This is a genomic window from Roseburia sp. OM02-15 (genome assembly GCF_003481835.1).
Lineage (GTDB): Bacteria > Bacillota > Clostridia > Lachnospirales > Lachnospiraceae > Eubacterium_I > Eubacterium_I ramulus_A.
In genome coordinates, this window is the sequence record NZ_QULX01000019.1 from 16,905 (window position 1) to 39,333 (window position 22,429).

Annotated in this window: 21 protein-coding genes; 19 read left to right on the forward strand and 2 right to left on the reverse strand. The window is 43.7% G+C overall.

Annotation, left to right across the window (positions count from 1 at the left end):
* Positions 1-23: 23 nt before the first annotated feature.
* The 18 genes from recD2 to DXB15_RS13970 all read left to right on the forward strand — a co-directional run bounded on the left by recD2 (position 24) and on the right by DXB15_RS13970 (position 20,373).
* Positions 24-2,225, forward strand: a complete 2,202-nt coding sequence (gene recD2 / locus DXB15_RS13885; RefSeq protein WP_118703291.1) for an SF1B family DNA helicase RecD2 — start codon at positions 24-26, stop codon at positions 2,223-2,225.
* Between the two features lie 17 nt (positions 2,226-2,242).
* Positions 2,243-2,944 carry a ComF family protein gene (locus DXB15_RS13890; RefSeq protein ID WP_243115656.1) on the forward strand — a complete coding sequence of 234 codons (702 nt, stop codon included), beginning with the start codon at positions 2,243-2,245 and terminating at the stop codon, positions 2,942-2,944.
* 69 nt (positions 2,945-3,013) lie between these two features.
* The gene (locus DXB15_RS13895; protein WP_118703293.1) at positions 3,014-3,424 is read left to right on the forward strand and encodes a hypothetical protein; all 411 of its coding nucleotides are present in this window, start codon (positions 3,014-3,016) and stop codon (positions 3,422-3,424) included.
* A 51-nt stretch (positions 3,425-3,475) separates the two neighbouring features.
* Entirely contained in the window at positions 3,476-4,525 is a 1,050-nt protein-coding gene (locus DXB15_RS13900; protein WP_118703294.1) for a hypothetical protein, read from the forward strand.
* 29 nt (positions 4,526-4,554) lie between these two features.
* Positions 4,555-5,463: a diadenylate cyclase CdaA gene (gene cdaA, locus DXB15_RS13905; protein WP_109215338.1), complete on the forward strand. Its 909-nt coding sequence runs from the start codon at positions 4,555-4,557 to the stop codon at positions 5,461-5,463.
* Complete coding sequence (locus tag DXB15_RS13910; protein ID WP_118703295.1) at positions 5,429-6,742, forward strand: CdaR family protein; 1,314 nt, start codon at positions 5,429-5,431, stop codon at positions 6,740-6,742. Before cdaA ends, DXB15_RS13910 begins: the two co-directional genes overlap by 35 nt.
* A 60-nt stretch (positions 6,743-6,802) precedes the next feature.
* A complete protein-coding gene (locus DXB15_RS13915; protein ID WP_109215340.1) occupies positions 6,803-7,066 on the forward strand; it encodes an HPr family phosphocarrier protein in 264 nt (87 codons plus the stop codon).
* Positions 7,067-7,087: 21 nt separating this feature from the next.
* On the forward strand, positions 7,088-7,981 hold the full coding sequence (cysD, locus tag DXB15_RS13920) for a sulfate adenylyltransferase subunit CysD (protein WP_118703296.1): 894 nt from the start codon (positions 7,088-7,090) through the stop codon (positions 7,979-7,981).
* On the forward strand, positions 7,982-9,805 hold the full coding sequence (gene cysC, locus DXB15_RS13925) for an adenylyl-sulfate kinase (protein ID WP_118703297.1): 1,824 nt from the start codon (positions 7,982-7,984) through the stop codon (positions 9,803-9,805).
* 84 nt (positions 9,806-9,889) lie between these two features.
* Complete coding sequence (glmM, locus tag DXB15_RS13930) at positions 9,890-11,260, forward strand: phosphoglucosamine mutase (RefSeq protein WP_109214933.1); 1,371 nt, start codon at positions 9,890-9,892, stop codon at positions 11,258-11,260.
* Positions 11,261-11,375: 115 nt separating this feature from the next.
* A protein-coding gene (gene prfB, locus DXB15_RS13935) for a peptide chain release factor 2 (protein WP_109214934.1) occupies positions 11,376-12,501 on the forward strand; the annotation gives its coding sequence in 2 pieces (ribosomal slippage) (positions 11,376-11,450 and positions 11,452-12,501; 1,125 coding nt in all).
* Between the two features lie 83 nt (positions 12,502-12,584).
* The gene (locus DXB15_RS13940) at positions 12,585-13,841 is read left to right on the forward strand and encodes an SPFH domain-containing protein (RefSeq protein WP_118703298.1); all 1,257 of its coding nucleotides are present in this window, start codon (positions 12,585-12,587) and stop codon (positions 13,839-13,841) included.
* A 10-nt stretch (positions 13,842-13,851) separates the two neighbouring features.
* Complete coding sequence (locus DXB15_RS13945) at positions 13,852-14,964, forward strand: TFIIB-type zinc ribbon-containing protein (protein ID WP_109214936.1); 1,113 nt, start codon at positions 13,852-13,854, stop codon at positions 14,962-14,964.
* Positions 14,965-15,014: 50 nt separating this feature from the next.
* Positions 15,015-15,863 (forward strand): TPM domain-containing protein, encoded by an 849-nt coding sequence (locus DXB15_RS13950; protein ID WP_158582277.1) that lies wholly within the window; start codon positions 15,015-15,017, stop codon positions 15,861-15,863.
* Between the two features lie 360 nt (positions 15,864-16,223).
* Positions 16,224-16,667, forward strand: a complete 444-nt coding sequence (locus DXB15_RS13955) for an ACT domain-containing protein (protein WP_109214938.1) — start codon at positions 16,224-16,226, stop codon at positions 16,665-16,667.
* A gap of 7 nt (positions 16,668-16,674) precedes the next feature.
* On the forward strand, positions 16,675-17,877 hold the full coding sequence (locus DXB15_RS13960) for a homoserine dehydrogenase (RefSeq protein ID WP_187119662.1): 1,203 nt from the start codon (positions 16,675-16,677) through the stop codon (positions 17,875-17,877).
* Between the two features lie 85 nt (positions 17,878-17,962).
* Positions 17,963-19,174, forward strand: coding sequence for a cofactor-independent phosphoglycerate mutase (locus tag DXB15_RS13965; protein WP_118703299.1), 1,212 nt, complete (start codon positions 17,963-17,965; stop codon positions 19,172-19,174).
* Entirely contained in the window at positions 19,168-20,373 is a 1,206-nt protein-coding gene (locus tag DXB15_RS13970) for an aspartate kinase (protein WP_109214940.1), read from the forward strand. Before DXB15_RS13965 ends, DXB15_RS13970 begins: the two co-directional genes overlap by 7 nt.
* Before the next feature lie 129 nt (positions 20,374-20,502).
* On the opposite strand, the gene DXB15_RS13975 is transcribed toward DXB15_RS13970, so the two are convergent.
* The gene (locus tag DXB15_RS13975) at positions 20,503-21,249 is read right to left on the reverse strand and encodes a DUF975 family protein (protein ID WP_109214941.1); all 747 of its coding nucleotides are present in this window, start codon (positions 21,247-21,249) and stop codon (positions 20,503-20,505) included.
* A 55-nt stretch (positions 21,250-21,304) separates the two neighbouring features.
* On the opposite strand from DXB15_RS13975, the gene DXB15_RS13980 reads away from it, so the two are divergent.
* On the forward strand, positions 21,305-21,742 hold the full coding sequence (locus DXB15_RS13980) for a DUF2752 domain-containing protein (protein WP_109214942.1): 438 nt from the start codon (positions 21,305-21,307) through the stop codon (positions 21,740-21,742).
* Here DXB15_RS13980 and DXB15_RS13985 read toward each other — a convergent pair.
* On the reverse strand, positions 21,737-22,228 hold the full coding sequence (locus tag DXB15_RS13985) for a DUF4190 domain-containing protein (RefSeq protein ID WP_109214943.1): 492 nt from the start codon (positions 22,226-22,228) through the stop codon (positions 21,737-21,739). The genes DXB15_RS13980 and DXB15_RS13985 overlap by 6 nt on opposite strands.
* Between the last annotated feature and the right edge of the window lie 201 nt (positions 22,229-22,429).

The window sequence follows — 22,429 nt, forward strand, 5'->3', positions numbered from 1 at the left end:
TTTGCCTGTAAAAAAGGAGAGTTATGGAGACAATTACCGGATTTGTGGAACACATTGTGTTTCGAAATGAAGAAAATGGATATACAGTTCTGAACCTTGCGGTAGAGGAAGATGAAGTGACCTGTGTCGGTGTGTTCCAATTTATCAGTGAGGGGGAAAGTGTGGAACTGAAAGGCGAATATACCGTACACCCTTCTTATGGACCGCAGTTTCAGGTGGAATCCTATGCCATCAAAGCACCACAGGATATTGTGTCGATTGAACGGTATCTTGGCTCCGGGGCAATCAAAGGAGTCGGCGCGGCTCTGGCAGCGCGGATTGTGCGAAGGTTCAAGGAAGATACCTTTCGTATTATAGAAGAAGAACCGGAGCGTCTGGCAGAGATTAAGGGAATCAGTGAGCGGAAAGCACAGGAGATTGCAGAGCAGACAGAGGAAAAAAGAGAACTGCGGCAGGCAATGATCTTTTTACAGAATTATGGCATTTCACTGACTCTGGCAGTCAAAATTTATCAGACCTATCAGCTTGATATGTACCGCATCATACAGGAAAATCCATACAAACTGGCAGAAGATGTAACCGGTGTAGGTTTCAAAATTGCGGATGAGATCGCACATAAAGTAGGAATTCATATGGATTCAGATTTTCGTATCCGAAGCGGTATTTTATATGTGTTGCAGCAGGCATCTTTGGAGGGGCATACGTATCTGCCAAAGGAATTGCTGACGCGGCGGGCATGTGAATTGCTGGAAGTAGATGCCGATGCAGTGGAAAAACATTATATGGATATGACAATTGACCGGAAACTGGTGATGAAACAGACCGAAGATCAGGTACAAATCTATGCATCTACTTTTTATTATATGGAATTAAATGTGGCAGTTATGCTGCGGGAATTGAATGTGAAATATGATTTTTCAGAAACAGCAGTAGAGCAGAGAATCCGTAAAATTGAGGAATTGTCTGACCTGAAATTAGATGAAATGCAGCATATTGCGGTGGTAGAGGCAGTGCGCAGTGGTCTGCTGGTTATTACAGGTGGACCTGGTACCGGAAAAACCACAACGATTAATACGATCATTCAGTTTTTTGAATCTGAAGGGATGGATATTTCACTGGCAGCGCCGACGGGACGTGCAGCAAAGCGTATGAGTGAAACCACAGGTTATGAAGCAAAGACGATTCACCGTCTGCTGGAACTTTCCGGTGGTATGGATGAGCATGCTGGTTTTGAACGGAATGAGCAGAATCCATTGGAGACAGATGTTCTGATCATTGATGAGATGTCTATGGTGGATATTACACTGATCCACAATCTGTTAAAAGCCGTTGTTGCGGGAACGAGAGTTATTTTGGTTGGTGATGTGAACCAGCTTCCGAGTGTCGGACCGGGATGTGTGTTAAAGGATATTATCGATTCCCATGCCTGCAATGTAGTGCGTCTAAATCGGATTTTTCGTCAGGCATCGGAAAGTGACATTATTGTCAATGCACATAAGATTAACCGTGGCGAGCCGGTTGTTTTAGATAATAAGAGCCGGGATTTCTTTTTTCTGAAACGGTATGATGCGAATGTGATCATCAGTATCTGTATTCAGCTGATCCAGCAGAAACTGCCAAAATATGTCAATGCGGAACCGTTTGATATTCAGGTGCTGACACCTATGCGAAAAGGATTACTTGGTGTGGAACGTCTGAATACGATCCTACAGCAGTATCTGAATCCACCGGATGCGAAGAAAGCGGAGCATGAGCATGGACAGACGATTTTCCGTGTCGGGGATAAAGTCATGCAGATCAAAAATAACTATCAGGCAGAATGGGAAGTGCGAAGCCGCTACAACATACCGATTGAAAAAGGTCTTGGAGTATTTAACGGAGATATGGGGCTTGTCCGTGAAATCAATACTTTTTCTGAGACCTTGACCGTAGAATATGAGGAAGGACGAATGGTGGAGTATCCATTTAAGGAACTGGATCAGCTGGAACTGGCGTATGCAATTACGATACATAAGTCTCAGGGAAGCGAATATCCGGCAGTCATTATTCCACTACTGACCGGTCCGCGGATGCTAATGAACCGGAATCTTTTGTATACTGCGGTGACCAGAGCACGCAAATGTGTGACTTTGGTAGGCGATGAGAAGGCATTTTACAATATGGAAGCAAATGTAAATGAACAGAAGCGTTACAGCGGTTTAAGAGACCGGTTGGAGGAGTTATAAGTTGGAGGAATTATAATTTGAATTGGGGGAAATGGTTAGATTATCTGTATCCGCCGCGCTGCCCGGTGTGCGACCGGATTTATGCGGATGGCATTTGTGCAGACTGCAGAAAAAAACTTTTTGTGATCACAGAAGATTTTTGTATGAAATGTGGGAAACCGCTGGAGGATACACAGCGGGAATATTGCCCGGATTGCAGCAGAAAGCGGCATGTATTCCGGCAAAATCGTGCGCTGCTGTCCTATCGGGGACCGGTAAAATTGTCATTGTATCGGATGAAATATGCAAACCGTCGGGATTATGCAGAAATTTACGGCAGGGAAATGGCAGTTCGACTGGGACCATGGATTCGCAGGTGCAAGATTACAAGGATCATACCGGTGCCGCTGCACAGAAAACGGCAGCGAAAACGCGGGTACAATCAAGCGGCAGTAATTGCGAAATCTATGGGGCGGGAATTACATCTTCCTGTAGATGAAAAAACGCTTTTTCGTGTGCGAAATACCGTGCCACAGAAAGCATTGAATGACAGAGAACGCCGCCGGAATTTGAGCGGCGCATTCCAGATTCGGAAAGGCGCAGAACTGCCGGAGGGAGAATGTGTATTGCTGATCGATGATATCTATACGACAGGGAGTACACTGGATGCAGCGGCACTGTGCCTGAGACAAAGCACAAAATGCACAGTGTATGCGGCATCGATTGCAATCGGAGGATAAAAAACTTTTCTTGCATGGTAATTTGTGATATACTTTTTCTGTAGTATGAGCAAAAATAGGTGGGTTATTATGATTAATCAGGACAGAGTACGGGAAATGAATAAGATGGCAATACTGGAGTCCGGTGCGGGAGAAAAAGAACTCAAGATCAGCACCTATCGACGGGCAGACTTTGTCATTTTACAGCTGGTAAAAGGATTTGTAGCCGGTACGGTTTGTTTTGCTGCGATCGTGATGCTTTGGCTGTGTTCCAAATGGGATGATTTAAACCAATATTTTGCAAATGTAGATTATATGCAGCTACTGAAACAGGCAGCAATTTTTTATATCATTTTTATGGCAGGGTATCTGGTGCTGTGTGCGTTGGTGGCAGTTTATCAGCATAAAAAGTGCAGAGAACGGCGGGATCAGTATCTGCGGTATCTGCATCGGTTAAATAAGTCTTATCTTGCGGAGGAGAAGGCGCGGGAGGACGCATAGAGTTTCTGCGGGACTGCACAGGCAGAAACGCCGGAAAAACAGGAGGTATGCATGGTTCAATTATTAAAAATAAAAGAACATATTTATCGGTTTATCGGTAAATATGAGATCTATACAATCGCTGTGTTCCGATTTTTAGTGGCATTTGCAGCATTTACACTGATCAATCAGAAAATAGGCTATATGGATTTGCTGAAGGAATATCCGATTCCACTGTTATTTGCATTACTGTGTTCCTTTTTGCCTTCCGGAATGATGCTGTTTTTAGGAGCAGTTCTGATCCTGCTGAACTGTTACGCATTATCATTGGAATTGTGCGGGATCGTGGCATTGATTTTTGTGATTCTTTTCTGCATCTATTTCCGTTTTTCCAGAAAAAAAGGAATGTATGCGGTGTTGACGCCGGTGCTTGGCGTGGCAGGAATCCCATACGTTGTTCCGGTGGCATCGGGACTGCTGAGCCGGGTGTACGCTGTTGTTTCTGTAGTATGTGGAGAGATGGTATTCTTTTTATTGAAGAATATCAATGAAAATGCAGCGTTATTTTCAGCGAAAGATGGAATTACTAAGAAAAGTGTTGTGACACTGGCAGTGACAGAGATTTTTACAGATAAGGAAATGTACATTTTCCTTGGTGGATTTGCAGCAGCAGCCATCGTTGTCTCCTGTATCCGAAAACTGACCGTGGATCATGGACGTACCATTGCAGCAGTGATTGGTATTGCCGTGGAGATGGGAATCATTTGCAGCGGTGAGATCTATATCGGTGAGAGCGGACGGATTGTTAAGGTGATTACAGGATGTATCATTTCTCTACTGATCGTTCTGGTATTGGATTTTATGACACTGAGCGTGGATTACAGCCGTGTGGAACATACACAGTTTGAAGACGATGAATATTATTACTATGTCAAAGCGGTTCCGAAGGCATTTGTACCGGTAGAAGATAAGCAGGTGAAAAAGATTAATGCAAAACGGGCAAAGAACCGCAAGATTACACGAGGAAAAAAGGTGAATTCAGTACATGTGGGACATCCGGATGATTCGGAAAAGGATGATTTGGAGACACAGATTATGAATGAACTTCATGACGATAAATAAGAAACGACTGTTTGAGAGGAAGTGAACAAATGCGGGAGATAGGATCAGCATTGTATGCCTTTATGGATAAATACCTTTCCTGGATAGACAAACCAAAGATCGGCGTTACAGACGTGATAGAGATCATCATTATTGCGTTTGTGCTGTACCATATCATGGTATGGGTTAAAAATACGCGTGCATGGATGCTTTTTAAAGGAATTATTGTTATTTTGATTTTTCTTTTGATCGCAGCTTTGTTCCAGATGAACACGATCCTATGGTTGTCGGGAAAAGTAGTAAATATAGCAGCCATCGCGCTTGTTATCATATTTCAGCCGGAGCTGCGGAATGCGCTGGAGCGACTGGGACGTAAGAATTTCCTGACGGCATTTTTTAGCTTTGATTTTCAGAAAGCAAGCACTGTTCGCTTTTCCGAAAAGACGATTACAGAGATTGTAAAAGCCTGCTATGAGATGGGAAAAGTAAAGACCGGTGCGCTGATCGTAATTGAACGTGATGTCATGCTGAATGAATATATCAGAACCGGAATCCCATTGGATTCTCTGGTTTCCAGCCAGCTTCTGATCAATATTTTTGAACATAATACGCCGTTACATGACGGTGCTATCATTGTGCGCGGAGACCGTATTGTGGCAGCCACCTGTTATCTGCCGCTGTCAGATAATATGGAGCTGAGTAAGGAACTGGGAACCAGACATCGTGCGGCGGTAGGTGTCAGCGAAGTGAGCGATTCCATGACGATTATTGTGTCGGAGGAAACCGGTGCGGTATCTCTGGCGGTAGAAGGAACTTTGTATCGTAATATTGATGCTGATTTCCTGAAAAGTAAACTGCGATTTGCGGCGAAATTGTCCCAGACCACAGAACCGTATTTGGAAAAACTGAAAAGGAGGCTAAAACATGTTACGAAAACTGACAAAGCGGATAACAAATAATTTTGGCCTCAAAATACTGGCAGCAGTATTTGCAATTATTTTGTGGATGGTAGTGGTAAATATTGAAGATCCGGAAAAGACAAAAGGATTTACGATACCGGTTACCATCGAAAATAATGAATATCTGTCAGATATGGGTAAGACCTATGAGATTTTAAACAATACTGACAAGATCTCGTTCACGGTTACCGGAAAGCGTTCGATCATCGAGGAATTGTCTGAATCAGATTTTACCGCTGTGGCAAATCTGGAAAATATTAATGATGATATGACAACGATACCGGTCAGTGTCAGTGCTTCCCGTTATGCAAGCCAGATTGAAATTAACAAGCGGGATGCTACGTTAAAGGTAAGTGTTGAAAATCTGCAAACGGAACGTTTCTCTGTGAAAGTTGCAACGAAGGGAACACCAGCTGCGTATTGTTATGTAGAATCGACTTCTTCTGCACCGGGTAAGATCACGGTTACGGGACCGGAGTCTGTAGTGTCTCAGATTAAGACGGCTCAGGCAGTGGTTGATATCAGTAATGCAGAAGAAAATGTGGCAACCAGCAGTCCAATCGTTTTGCTGGATGCAGATGGAAATGAGATACCTCAGGACCGGCTGAGCCTGAATCGGACATCAGTTGATGTGGATGTTGAGATTTCCATGGGAAAATCGGTTCCACTGAAATTTACTACGAATGGAACACCGGCAGACGGTTATCGTTTCGTGGAGGCAAAATGCAGTGAATCTACCGTAAAACTGACTGGCGACAGTGATCTGTTAAGCAGTATCAGTGAACTGGAGATTAGCGGATCGCAGATGAATGTTTCCGATGCAACTGCCGATGTGACAGCAAATATTGAACTGAGTAAATATCTTCCGGATGGAATAACACTTGCGTCGGATCAGTCTAAGCAGATCAGTGTGACGTTAGTGATCGAAGGGGAAAATTCCCGGGCATTTGCAGTTCCGGTTGGAAATATCACCGTAAAGAATCTGCCAGACAATTTGTCACTGGCATTTAATGCGGATACCGTGACGGTCAATCTGAAAGGATTTGATGAGGTACTAGCTGAGATCAATCCGAATGATATTACTGGCTCGATAGATGCTTCCAATTTTACGGCGGGAACTTTGACCGCAACTGTCACATTGGATGGTTCATATAAGACCGCCGACACAGTGACGACATCTGTTACCGTTACAGACAAAAACGGACAGACAACAAACGGTTCTTCAGGAACCGGGGGAGAAAATTCCGATGAAACAGATTCCTCTGAGAGTCAGAATTAAACGAGAAGCTGTTTCACAAGTAATAGAAATACCAAAGATGTATTTTGGAGGGGATACAACATGGTTTGTCAGAAAGTAAAAATTAAAAATCCTGCGGGACTGCATCTGCGTCCGGCAGGAAAGTTATGCGATGAGGCAATTAAGTACCGGGCAAAGATTTCATTCCAGAAGGGAAATGCAACGACAAATGCAAAAAGCCTGTTAAGTGTACTTGCAGCAAGTGTCAAGTACAATGATGAGGTGGAAATTGTCTGTGAAGGCGAGGATGAAAAGGAAGCACTGGAAGGAGTTGTGGCTCTGATCCAGTCAGGTCTGGGAGAATAACAGGAAAAGAGGACAAAAAATATGGATCACTTGGATGAACTGGAAGCAGAAGCGATATATATTATGCGGGAAGTGGCAGCACAGTGTGAGAAGCCGGTGATGCTTTATTCCATCGGAAAAGATTCTTCCGTTATGCTGCACCTTGCATTGAAAGCATTTTATCCGGAGAAACCGCCATTTCCATTCTTACATGTAAATACTACATGGAAATTCAAAGAAATGATTGCGTTTCGTGATAAAGTTGCAGAGAAATACGGCATTGAGATGTTGGAATATATCAATGAGGAAGGTGTTCGTCAGGGAATCAATCCCTTTGACCATGGAGCAGCCTACACGGATATTATGAAGACACAGGCATTAAAACAGGCTTTGAATAAATATGGTTTTACCGCAGCTTTTGGCGGCGGCAGACGTGATGAGGAAAAGAGCCGTGCCAAGGAGCGTATTTTCTCTTTCCGTAATGCAGAACATGCATGGGATCCGAAGAACCAGCGCCCGGAGATGTGGAAGCTGTTCAATACGGAGATCAATAAAGGCGAAAGTATTCGCGTATTTCCGATTTCCAACTGGACAGAAAAGGATATCTGGCAGTATATCAAGAGGGAAAACATTGATATCGTGCCGCTGTATTTTGCAGCAGAGCGCCCTGTCGTAGAGCGTGACGGTAATCTGATCATGGTAGATGATGACCGTATGCGGCTGCTTCCGGGAGAAAAACCGATGATGAAAAAAGTCCGTTTCCGTACCCTTGGATGTTATCCGCTTTCCGGCGGTGTGGAGTCCGATGCGGATACACTGGATGCGATCATTCAGGAAACCTTAAGTGCGGTATCTTCGGAACGTACCAGCCGTGTGATTGACAAAGATGGCGGTGCAGCCAGCATGGAGAAACGGAAAAGGGAGGGCTACTTCTAGATGAACGCATTATTGAAATTTATTACATGTGGAAGTGTGGATGATGGAAAATCCACCTTAATCGGACATATGCTCTATGATGCAAAATTATTGTTTGCGGATCAGGAGCGCGCACTGGAACTGGATTCCAAAGTTGGATCCAGAGGCGGGGCAATTGATTACAGCCTTCTTTTAGATGGTCTGATGGCAGAGCGTGAACAGGGAATTACCATTGATGTGGCATATCGTTATTTTACGACAGAACGCCGCTCCTTTATCGTGGCAGATACACCTGGTCATGAAGAATATACAAGAAATATGGCAGTTGGAGCTTCTTTTGCAGATCTGGCAGTCATTCTGGTAGATGCAAGTCAGGGAGTTCTGACACAGACAAGACGGCATACACGGATCTGTTCCCTGATGGGAATCAAGCATTTTGTGTTTGCTATTAACAAAATGGATCTGATTGATTATCAGCAGGATAAATTCAAAAAGATTCAAAAAGACATTAAAGTGCTACTGGCAGAATTTGACTACAGTACCGCACAGATGATCCCGGTATCAGCAACCGAAGGGGATAATATCACCAAACGGTCGAACCATATGCCATGGTATAAAGGCAAGACCTTACTGGATTATCTGGAGACCATCGATGTCAAAGAGAACCCGACAGAAACCGGATTTACGATGCCGGTACAACGTGTCTGCAGACCGGATCATACGTTTCGCGGTTTTCAGGGACAGATCGAGAGCGGCAGCGTGTCTGTGGGTGATACGATTCAGGTATTGCCAAGTGGAGAGACTGCGTCAGTAAAACTGATTTACGAAGGTGATAAAGAAGTACAGACAAGTTCTGTCGGTCATGCGGTGACGATTCAGTTAGATACAGAGATTGATATTTCCAGAGGATGCGTTTTAGTGGAGAATACGACGTTGAATGTAAATTCCATGTTTTCTGCAACGCTGCTTTGGATGGACGATACAAAACTGGTGGAAGGAAAGAATTTTCTGTTAAAGCTTGGAACGCAGAGTGTTCCGGCAACCATCATGAATATCAGATATAAAATTGATGTCAATTCCGGGGAGGAAGTTTATGCGGATGCAATTTATAAAAACGAGATTGCCCGCTGTGAGATTTCAACTGCTTCCAAACTGGTTTTCGATAAATTTGAGAAGAATAATGCGTTAGGTTCCCTGATTTTGATCGATCGTGTCAGCCACATGACTTCAGCATGTGGTGTAGTGGAGCAGACATTGAACCGTGAGCATCAGCTTACCTGGCATAATATGGACATTACCCGGGATTTCCGTGAAAAACAGTTAGGACAGAGTGCAAAGACAATCTGGTTCACCGGTCTGTCCGGTTCCGGCAAATCCACACTGGCAAATGAGCTGGAGAAACGTCTGGTGGCAATGGGCAAACATACAATGCTGCTGGATGGCGACAATGTCCGTATGGGCTTAAATAAAAACCTTGGTTTCCGTGAAGCAGACCGTATTGAAAATATTCGAAGAATTGCTGAAGTTTCCAAGTTGATGAATGATGCGGGATTGATCGTTTTAACATCCTTCATTTCTCCATTTGCACAGGATCGTCAGAATGCCCGTGAGATTATCGGAGATGCTTTTATGGAAGTATATGTAAGCACACCGATCGAGGAATGTGAACGCCGGGACATCAAGGGCTTATACCAGATGGCACGAAAAGGCGAGCTGGATTATTTTACCGGTGTGACAAGCCCATATGAAGCGCCGGAACATCCGGATGCGGTAATCGATACCAGTCAGCACAGTGTAGAAGAATGTGTAGATCTGATCCTGCAGCAGTTACAGGATAAGCTGTAAAACATTTGAAAAACAAAATTGTAATATACGGGAACACAAAGGTAGATTTTTAACTAGTCTACATAAAAATGGAAAGGAATTAGAATGGGAAGATATTTTGGAACAGACGGCTTCCGTGGAGAAGCTAACAAGAATTTAACAGTAGAGCATGCATACAAAGTAGGACGTTTTATCGGATGGTATTATCATCAGATTACAGGAAAAAAATGCAAAGTCGTAATTGGAAAAGACACAAGACGTTCCAGTTACATGTTAGAGTATTCTCTGGTTGCAGGACTGACTGCTTCAGGTGCAGATGCATACCTGCTTCATGTAACCACAACTCCGTCTGTATCTTATGTAACAAGAACAGAGGATTTTGACTGTGGTATTATGATCTCCGCAAGCCACAATCCATTTTATGATAACGGTATCAAACTGATCAATGGCAACGGCGAGAAGATGGATGAGAAAACCATTTCCTACATCGAGGATTACATTGACGGAAAATTAAATCTCTTTGGAGAAGAAATGGAAGATGTACCGTTTGCTGTCCGCGAGGAGATTGGATGCACGGTAGATTATGCAGCAGGAAGAAACCGTTATGTTGGATATCTGATCTCACTGGCTACCTATTCTTACAAAAATGTCCGTGTTGGTCTTGACTGTGCAAACGGAAGTGCATGGATGATCGCAAAGAGTGTATTTGATGCCCTTGGCGCAAAAACATATGTCATCAACGCAGAGCCGGATGGAACAAACATTAATAATCATGCAGGTTCCACACACATTGAAGTACTTCAGAAATTTGTAAAAGACAACAATCTGGATGTTGGATTTGCTTACGATGGAGATGCAGATCGTTGTATCGCAGTAGACGAAAAAGGAAATGTCATTGATGGAGATCTGATCTTATATATTTATGGTAAATATATGAAAGAGAGAGGAAAACTGCTGAACAATACGGTTGTAACAACAATTATGTCAAACTTTGGTCTGTACAAAGCGTTTGATGAAGCTGGCATCAACTACGAAAAAACTGCAGTTGGCGATAAATATGTATATGAGAACATGGTTCAGAATGGTCATCGTATCGGTGGGGAGCAGTCCGGACACATTATTTTCAGCAAATATGCAACCACAGGTGATGGTATCTTAACATCCATGAAAATGATGGAAGTTATGCTGGCAAAGAAACTGCCGTTAAGTAAACTGGCTGAGCCGGTGACCATTTACCCACAGGTACTCAAAAATGTAAGAGTAAAGAGTAAACCAGAAGCACAGAATGATGCTGATGTACAGCAGGCAGTAGCAAAAGTGGCAGAAGCATTGGGTGATACCGGACGTATTCTTGTTCGTGAGAGTGGAACTGAGCCGGTGATCCGTGTCATGGTGGAAGCAGAGACAGAAAGTCTTTGTGAGAAATATGTAGATCAGGTCATTGATGTGATCAAAGCAAAAGGACATACCGTATAAATATCATATAAGTATGTGAAAGAGAGACAGAAATGGATCCAACGCAGTTCTGGTTCATTTCTGTTGATTTATAGACAGGATGAAACATCCTGATCAAGAGAAAGAGGTGATTTCGGTGGTTGAATTAGACCAGTTCAAAACAACATTGAACGCATACAAACACCCGCTCCAGGAAGTAAGGGATTCACTTTGACCTCGCTAACAAAGAGCAGAGGATTCAGGAGTTAGAGCGGAAGATGGAGGAGCCGGATTTCTGGAATGATCCGGAGCGTTCCCAGGAGCTTATGAAAGAGCTCAAAAGTAAAAAAGATGATGTGGAGATTTATCGTCAGCTGACCTCCCAGATGGAAGACATGGAACTCATGATCGAGATGGGATATGAAGAAAATGATCCGGAAGTCATTCCGGAGATTCAGGAATTGCTGGATGAATTTGAAACAAGTTTTGAAAATATTCGTATGAAGACATTGCTTTCCGGCGAGTATGACAGAGACGATGCAATTGTGACGCTGCATGCAGGAGCAGGCGGCACCGAGTCCTGTGACTGGGCAAGCATGTTGTACCGTATGTATACCAGATGGGCTTCTTCCAAAGGATTTGAAGTGGAAGTGCTGGATTATCTGGATGGTGAGGAAGCAGGTATCAAATCTGTAACATTCCAGGTACATGGCGAAAATGCCTATGGTTACCTGAAATCAGAAAAAGGTGTCCACAGACTGGTTCGTATTTCTCCATTCAATGCGGCAGGAAAACGTCAGACTTCCTTTGTATCCTGTGATGTTATGCCGGATATCGAAGAAGATGTGGAAGTAGAGATCAACGACGATGATCTGCGTATCGATACCTACCGTTCCAGTGGAGCCGGTGGTCAGCATATCAACAAGACATCTTCTGCCATCCGTATTACGCATTTACCGACAGGTATCGTGGTGCAGTGCCAGAATGAGCGGTCTCAGCATATGAATAAAGATAAAGCAATGCAGATGCTGAAAGCAAAACTGTATTTGTTAAAACAGCAGGAAAATGCAGAAAAAGCGGCAGACATTCGTGGTGATGTGACAGAGATTGGTTGGGGAAATCAGATCCGTTCCTATGTTATGCAGCCGTATACGATGGTAAAAGATCATCGTACCAATGCAGAAACCGGAAATGTGGACAGTGTCATGGATGGAAATATCGATCTGTTTATCAACGCATATCTGAAATGGATCACATTGTCCAAAAACGACCAGGAAGCATAGAATTGTACGCTCAGTATTTTTTGTTTTGAAGATCTTGTTTTGGAGATTCTGAGCATACATAAAAGCAAAAAGGAGAAATTACCATGGGAATCATTCGAGCAGCAGTAAAAAGTATCAGTTCAGGTCTGGCAGATCAGTGGTTAGAAGTAATCGAACCGGCAGATATGGGCGCGCAGACATTGATGACACCGGGCGTTTTGATGAATAAAAAATCCCAGAACCGGAAAGGCAGCAGAAATGTGATTTCGGATGGTTCTGTCATTCATGTGTATGATAATCAGTTTATGATCCTGACCGATGGCGGCAAGATTATTGACTATACGGCAGAGCCGGGATATTTTGAAGTAAAAAATGACATGGAACCTTCTTTGTTTAACGGAGATTTTTCCAGTGCCATGGAGGCTACATTTGAGCGTATCAAATATGGCGGACAGTCCCCGACAGAGCAGAAAGTATATTATTTGAACCTGCAGGAGATGAAAGGCATCAAATTCGGTACAAGAAATCCAATCAATTATTTTGATAACTTTTATAATGCAGAGCTGTTTTTACGGACACATGGAACCTATTCCATCCGTATCAGTGATCCGCTGAAATTCTATGCGGAAGTAATTCCGCGGAATATGGCACAGGTAGAAGTGTCAGATGTAAATGAGCAGTTTCTGGATGAATTTTTAGAGGCACTGCAGTCAGCTATCAATCAGATGTCTGCGGACGGCACAAGAATTTCCTTTGTGACATCCAAAGGACGGGAACTTGGCAAATACATGTCCAATATTTTGGATGAGGACTGGAAGCAGAACCGTGGCGTGGAGATTGCATCCGTTGGTATTGCAAGCATTTCCTATGATGATGCATCTACAAAACTGATTAATATGCGAAATCAGGGCGCAATGCTCTCTGATCCGACGATCCGTGAAGGCTATGTACAGGGTTCCGTAGCGCGCGGAATGGAAGCAGCAGGTTCCAATGCAGCAGGTTCCGTATCCGGATTTATGGGCATGGGTATGGGAATGCAGGCAGGAGCAGGTGTCATGGGCGCTGCATCTGAGGCAAATATCCGCCAGATGGAGATGAATCGTCAGCAGGCACAGGCAGCACAGCAGAACACAGCTTCCAATGGCTGGACTTGTAGCTGCGGGGCAGTAAATACCGGAAAATTCTGTTCTGAGTGCGGCAAACCGATACCGACCACATGGACCTGTAGTTGTGGTGCAGTAAACAGTGGCAAATTCTGCACCGAATGTGGAAAACCGGCACCGGAAGCACCATGGACCTGTAGCTGCGGGGCAGTAAATACCGGAAAATTCTGCTCTGAGTGTGGCAAACCGAAAGCGTAAGAGGAAATATATGTCAACCATCAGTATAAAATGCCCCAATTGTGGCGGCGAGTTGATTTTTGACCCGAAAAGTCAGAAATATAAATGTGAATATTGCGGTTCCGATTTCGCTTTGGATGAGATCGAAACCGAAGATACTAAGGCGCAGGACACTTCGGATTCTGCACAGACTGCAGAATCCGGAGCTGGCACGGAAGCATTTGAACAGGCTGCTTCTGATGATGCAGAAGCGGCAGATCAGGGTGCGTCTGCTGTTGTGTATACCTGCCCAAGCTGTGGTGCTCAGATTGTAACAGATCAGACCACAGCGGCAACTTTTTGTTATTATTGTCACAATCCGGTGCTTCTCTCAGAACAATTGACGGGAGAATTTCATCCGGATCAGATCATTCCGTTTGAAATTGACCGGAAACAGGCAGAAGATCATTTCTTGGATTTTGTACAGAAAAAGAAATTTGTGCCGAATGCATTCTTTCAGAAGAACCAGATTGAAAAGCTGACCGGTATCTATTTCCCTTACTGGGTATACAATGCCGAGGTGGATGGTGCACTGAGTGCCGAGGGAAGTAAAATCCGTGTCTGGGTATCTGGAGACGAAGAATTTACGGAGACACGTATTTTCCGGATGGAACGGGAAGGAAGGGTTTCCCTGAATGAGATTACGAAGCATGCGCTGAAAAAATCAGATCAGGTGCTGGCAGAAGGCGTGTTACCGTATGATTTTTCCAAAGCGGAACCGTTTCATATGGGATATCTGTCCGGCTTCTATGCAGAAAAACGTGATATCGAGTATTGCGAATTGCAGGACGAAGTACGAGGTGAGGTGCAAAAATATACACGGGATATGCTGGAAGATACGATTCAGGGCTATACCGGTGTACATGTTCTGTCAGATCATATCCGCACGGTGGATGAACATTGGGCTTATACGCTGCTTCCGGTGTGGACTGTGACTTACAAAGGCGCCAATGGAAAGATTTATTACTATTCCATGAATGGTCAGAATGGAAAAACTTTTGGTGAACTTCCGATTGACCGTAAGAAAGTGTTATCCATCGGTATTTTGATCGGAGCAATTGTTTTTGTGATCATGCTTATTGTTGGTTATCTTTTCTTTACATAGCCTATAAAAGCAGGAAAAGGATCAGCACACAGGTAAGACAGGGGATGAAAATGAAACAGAAGCAGAATAGAAACAGAAAGTGGCGTTATGTACTGAGCGCAGTTTTTGGTGCAGTATTTTGCCTGACAACGCTGCATCCTGCCTATGCATCGGAACGACAGGTTTATGATGCTGCAGGAATACTGTCAGAGGATGAGATCGATGAGATCACAAAAGTGGCAGATGAGGTAGAAGATAAAACCGGATGGGATCTGATTATTTTGACGGTGAACGATGCATCGGTTACATCAGATCGGGATTATGCAGAGGAGCAGTTTAATGAATGTACGGAAAGTGATGACGGTATAGCGTATCTGCTCAACATGGATAGTCGGTCTTTTTACATCGCAACTGCTGGCGAAGCCTATGAGTATGTCGGTGACAGTCAGATTGATGAAATGCTGGATGATGCAGTAACGTATGCCGGAGAGGGCGACTATACACAGGCAATGATCGCAATGCTTGAAGATACGGAAAGCTATTATACTTCCAACACAGCGAAAAATATGACAATCTATGATGAGGATCAGGGCATTTACTATGCAAGCTCTACCAATCATCGTTTTCTTTCCTATGGAGAGATCGCGATTGCCGCAGTGCTTGGTGTGGCAGCATGCCTGATCTTCTGTCTGGTCATTACAGGAAAGTATCGGTTAAAATTTGGCAGATACCATTACAATGCCAGAGAGCATGCACAGATCAATCTGCGCAGAAATGAAGATCACTTTGTACGCCAGTTTGTGACCCGAAGAAAGATTCCGAAAGATCCACCGAAAAACGGTGGTGGAGGCGGCGGTACCAGTACCATTCATCAGGGAGCCGGTGGACGTTCCTTTGGCGGTGGTGGACGCAGTTTTTAGCATTTTAACAGGCACAGACAAATGAAAAATCTCCTGCTTCCTTTTCATGGAAACATGGAGAGTGGGAGATATGATCAGAAGTAAAATAATAAAGAGAAAGGTGTGTATTTGCGAGGAGCGAATACACACCTTTTTTGGGTAAGTGTTCTGCGAGGATGTGCATTGATTCTGAAAAGAATAAGTCAGTTTATGTGAGTTAGAATCATGCACTAAATTTTACAAGCATTCGATTTGAATTGTGCCATTCGTAAAATTGTGAAAAAAACTTCAAAGTCAGGCTTGCATACAATGTGCGATTATGATACTATATCCTTACTGTGAGAACAGATGTATCTCTGGGAAGAACACAGGAGGAATAAGATGGCAGAAAAAACAAAATATTTTGTCCTGAAGAAAAAGGCGGTACCGGAGGTTTTATTGAAGGTAGTTGAAGCAAAGAGACTGCTGGATTCAGGAAAAGCGGCTTCTGTTCAAGAAGCAGCAGAAAATGTCGGCATCAGCCGCAGCTCTTTTTATAAATACAAAGATGATATTTTTCCGTTCCATGATAATGCAAAAGGAAAGACGATCACCATGGTGATTCAGTTAGATGATGAACCGGGACTTTTGTCTGTGGTATTGCGTATTGTGGCGGACTATCATGCAAATATCCTTACCATTCATCAGAGTATTCCGGTCAATGGCATTGCATCATTGACACTCAGTGTGGATGTGTTAAACGAAACCGGTGATATTTCACAGATGGTAAATACGATTGAGGAACAGCAGGGCATTCATTATTTAAAAATATTAGCCAGGGAGTGAACAAACGATGATTCAAATTGCAGTATTAGGCTACGGAACAATCGGTTCCGGTGTAGTAGAAGTTTTAAAAGTAAACAAAGACAGTATCACAAAACGTGTAGGAGACGAGATTTCCGTCAAATATATCTTAGATCTGCGTGAGTTTCCGGGTGATCCGATGGAGGATAAGATCGTACATGATTATGCAGTGATCCAGAACGATCCGGAAGTTGCCATTGTGGTAGAAGCCATGGGTGGTGTAGAGCCTGCATATACATTTGCAAAACAGGCAATTGAGAGCGGCAAGCATTTTGCTACTTCCAATAAAGCTCTGATTGCAGAGAAAGGAGCGGAGTTGATCCGCCTTGCAAAAGAGCATAACGTGAACTGCATGTTTGAGGCAAGTGTAGGCGGTGGAATCCCGATCATCCGTCCGTTAAATTCCTGCCTGACCGCAGATGTGATCGAAGAAGTATCCGGTATCTTAAACGGAACCACAAACTATATGATGACAAAAATGTCTGAAGAAGGTTCCGAATTTGAAGATGTATTAAAGGATGCACAGCAGAAAGGATATGCAGAGGCAGATCCGACCGCTGATATCGAGGGACATGATGCCTGCAGAAAAATCGCAATCCTGACATCTCTGGTATGCGGACAGCAGGTTGATTTCCAGGATATCCATACCGAGGGAATCACAAAGATCACAGCAACTGATATCAAATATGCAAAAGCACTTGGAAGAAGTATCAAACTTCTTGCATCCAGCTATCAGACAGGTGACAGCTACTGTGCTCTGGTAGCACCGTTTATGCTGGAGCCGACACATCCGCTGTACAATGTAAATGACGTATTCAACGCAGTATTTGTACATGGAAATGTCCTTGGCGATGCAATGTTCTACGGCAGTGGAGCTGGAAAACTTCCGACCGCAAGTGCAGTTGTTGCAGATATCGTTGAGATCGCAAAACATCTGGATGAGAATATTCCGGTGGAATGGCGCAAGGAAAAACTGGAGCTTGCTGATTACAGACAGCTCAAAAATAAATATTTTGTCCGTACAACAGCAGACAAAGCTGCAATCGAGAAAGCTTTTGGAAGCGTTTCCTATGTACAGGCAGAGGGTGTGACAGGCGAGAACGCATTTGTTACAGCAGAAATGGATGGCTTTGCATATGATAAAGCAGAGGCAGAACTTGGTGAAGTGCTTCAGTGCATTCGTGTAAAATAAAAAACATTCTGTTTGCATGTGCAAATAAAATGTGAAAAAGTGTTTGTGAGAGTAAAAAAATAAAAATAAACAGAGGTAAAAAGTGATGAAATACGTGGTGGTTTTAGGAGATGGAATGGCAGACCGTCCGATCGCCGAACTTGGCGATCAGACCCCGCTTGCCTATGCAGAGACGCCGACAATGGATCAGCTGGCAGCAGTATCAGAGATTGGAATGGTACACACGATCCCGGATGGAATGAAACCGGGCAGTGATACCGCAAACCTCTCCGTACTGGGCTACAATCCGAGAATTTATTATTCCGGTCGTTCTCCGTTGGAGGCACTCAGCATTGGTGTGGATATGAAGGATACAGATATTGCACTTCGCTGTAATCTGGTCACCCTGTCCGAAGAGGAAGAAAATTATGAGGACCGTACGATCATCGATCACAGTTCCGGTGAGATTAGTACCGCAGATGCAGCCGTTTTACTGGATGCAGTCAGAGAAGGACTGGAAAATGAGACCTATAAATTTTATGTAGGAACCAGCTACCGTCATCTGTTGATCTGGGATCGCGGAGAAGTGGTAGAACTGACACAGCCGCATGATGTGCTTGGTCAGACGATTGGTCAGTATCTTCCGGAGGATGCCGTACTTCGTGAAATGATGAAGAAAAGTTATGACATTCTGGTAAACCATCCGATTAATGTGGAACGTAAGAAAAAAGGACTCAATCCGGCAAACTCCTGCTGGTTCTGGGGCGCAGGTACAAAACCGGCACTTTCTTCCTTTGAAGAGAAAACACATCTGAAAGGTGCGATGATCTCAGCAGTGGATCTGTTAAAAGGAATTGCAGTGGGCGCATCCATGAAAGTAATTGAAGTAGAGGGCGCAAATGGTGGATTGAATACAAATTATGAAGGAAAAGCACAGGCAGCGATTGACGTATTGACCAAAGAAGGGTATGATTTTGCATATATCCACGTCGAGGCTCCGGATGAGATGGGTCATCAGGGCAGCGTTGAGCGTAAGGTAAAAGCAATTGAGTATCTGGATTCCAGAGTCATTAAGCCGGTGAAGGAAGGACTGGAAGCAGCGGGAGAGGATTTCCGTATGCTGGTACTCCCGGATCACCCGACGCCAATCTGCATGCGGACACATTCATCCGACAGTGTGCCATATCTGTTATATGACAGCACAGATCTTCAGCAGCATGACTGGAAGTACAATGAAGCTGAGGGCGAGTCGAGTGGAAACTACGTGGCGTGTGGCCATGAAATCATAGATTACTTATTTGGGAGGAAGACATGCTAATAGTAAAGAAATTCGGCGGCAGTTCTGTAGCTGATAAAGAAAGAATTTTTAATGTAGCAAAAAGATGTATCGAAGATTATGAAGCAGGAAATGACGTGGTTGTTGTTCTGTCCGCAATGGGAAAGACAACAGATCATCTGATCGAGATGGCACATGACATTAATCCGAAAGCTTCCAAAAGAGAGATGGATATGCTTCTGGCAACCGGTGAGCAGACTTCTGTTGCACTGATGTCTATGGCAATGCAGGCACTTGGTGTTTCTGCGGTATCCCTGAATGCATTTCAGGTAATTATGCATACAACTTCTGCATATAGCAATGCAAAATTCAAACGTATCGATACCGAGCGTATTTTCAATGAGCTGGAGCAGCGTAAGATCGTTATCATTACTGGTTTTCAGGGTGTTAATAAATACGACGATATCACAACTCTGGGACGTGGAGGTTCTGATACCACTGCTGTTGCACTGGCAGCAGCCCTGCATGCAGATGCCTGCGAGATCTACACCGATGTAGAGGGTGTATACACAGCAGATCCGCGTGTGGTTCCAAACGCAAAGAAAATGAAAGAAATCACATACGATGAGATGCTTGAACTGGCAACACTTGGAGCAAAAGTTCTTCATAACCGTTCTGTTGAGCTTGCAAAAAAATATGGTGTGCAGTTAGTCGTACGTTCAAGTTTAAACAGAGCAGAAGGAACAGTTGTTAAGGAGGAAACAGAAATGGAAGGCATGCTTGTTAGTGGAGTAGCAGTAGATAAAAACGCAGCGAGAATCGCAATTATTGGTATTAAAGATGAGCCGGGAATGGCATTTAAGATTTTTGATCTTCTTGCAAAGAAGAACATCAACGTAGATATTATTTTACAGTCTATCGGTCGTGACGGCACAAAAGATATTTCCTTTACCGTATCCCGTGACCAGATGGATGAGGCAGTAAAAGTTCTGAAAGACAATGCAGCACGCGTAAAAGCACAGAAAATCGAGGCAGATCCGACTGTTGCAAAATTATCCATCGTTGGTGCTGGTATGCAGACACATCCGGGCGTTGCAGCAGGTATGTTTGAGGCACTTTACAATGTAGGTGTTAATATCCGTATGATCGGAACATCTGAGATCCGTGTAACCGTTCTGGTAGACGAGAAAGATGTAGATAAAGCAATGCGCGCAGCACATGATAAATTTATCGAGGACTAATCAGGAAAACAGGTTAAGAAGTTTAAGATAGAAAGAAGATATAAAAAACAGGACCGTTCGAAAGAATTGGTCCTGTTTTTATGCTTAGAAAATAGTTTATATAGCAGGGAACGCTGCATCTTACAAGTATTACATGTAAACATTCTGTTCTGTCTGCTGCTGTGTCAGATCCAGATAAAATTGTGTATTTGTCTGGGTCATATATGGAAGAATCCATAAGAGACCGATTCCCAGTGTCAGGCATCCTAACAGGATCCATCCGATGAAGGAAAGCTCCAGCAGAAAATAGCGCATTTTACGTCCCTTCATCAACCGCATACTTTCGCTCATTGCTTCGATCACACGCAGATTCGGATGATCGATCAGCAGATACAGAGACTGTGAAAGCGAAATCGTAAGAACAATCAGGATAATACAGCCGATTGCCAGTAAAGCCATTCCAACGATCAGTAACACGGAAATATCACTTGTTGTGTAAACTGCTGCAATGATGGATACAATTGTGCCCGGAAGGGTGCATACAAAGGAAATCAGAATCAGCAAAAACTGACAGCCAATGAATTTGTCCGGACGGTTTTTAAATGGAAACAGAAGATCTGCAAGCACAGGTCTGTTATTTTTTGCTGCTTTTACATGCATGTACATTGTTCCAATGGTAAATAATGCACCGACCAGACTGACAAAGACCATACCGGTATATCCCCAGATGATGCGGATGAAACGGGTGTAATAGACACCTTCCTGAAGCATTCTGGAAAATGGCGTTTCAAGCAGGGCGGAGATCAGCCAGCTGATCAGACCGGCACCGATCAGGGTGCTGTAGCGTCCAAGCAAAGCAGCTCTGGCATTTGCTTTTAAATCTGCAAAAGATTTCATATTGATATCATGCTCCAATCTGTTAAAATAGTGAGAGAACAAGGAGGAAGCACATATGAAGAAACAGGAAACAACGTTAGAAACCCAGTTATATCACTGGGGATGGATCGTACTGATTACAGTAGCAGCGTTAATCGCTGGAAAACGTATCTTTTTTCCTGATTTTTCTATTTCCGGGCAGATGCCCCCATGTGTTTTTCATCGCCTGACCGGATATTTTTGCCCGGGGTGCGGTGGAACCAGATCTGTGAAAGCACTGCTTTCTGGCAGATTTCTGGTATGTGCCGTAGATTATCCGATGGTTTTTTATGCGGTGGCAGTATATTTCTGGTTTATGTTCAGCCAGAGTGTTGACCGGATCAGCCATCATCGGATTCCCATTGGGATGAAGTATCGGCATGCATGGATTTATGCTTCACTTGTTATCGTGATCATACATTTTATATTAAAAAATCTGTTTTATATGAAAACGGGGATTGAACCGTTTTTATAAAGCTTCCTGTGAACCATTCAGGTCAAAAATGGAATCACTTCCGGAATTATTATTACCGTTATCTGTGTTGGAATCGCTTCCATTCGGGTTCAGATCGATGCCGAAGTTGTGTTCCAGCGTGTAAGTATAACGTTCCAGAAACTTGTCAAAGCCACCATACTGACGACTGACAGAGATAAAACTTCCGATTGTGATCACTACACTGATGAGAACACCTGCGGTGCCCAGCAACAATGCGGTACGAGCTGGTCCGGCAGCTTTTTTTCTGGAGCCTCTGGAGAGCAGGGCAAAAATAATTGCCAGTCCGCCAAAGACGAAAGCACCGTACAGGCAGCAAACGGATACAATACTCAGAATGGAACAGATCAGTGCAGCCACAGCCAGTCCGTTGGATGCATTTCCCGGTGCGGGATTGCGGCGAAACGGTTCCTGTTGATTCTGCTGGTTTTGCGAATCGTTCCAGGGATTTTCATTTTGTTCGTACATATTATAATTTGCCTCCTTTAAGACATGATTCTAACATGTGCATCAGAAAATGACAACCGGAAGAATGTATGATATGATACGATAGAAAATGACGCGAAGTTACAGATATGTCCAGAATGGATGTTTTGCAAATGGAGCGTGTGAGCTGTAACGAGATAGCGCGTATGAGCGGAGAAATATAAAAAAGATAGAAAGGATCAC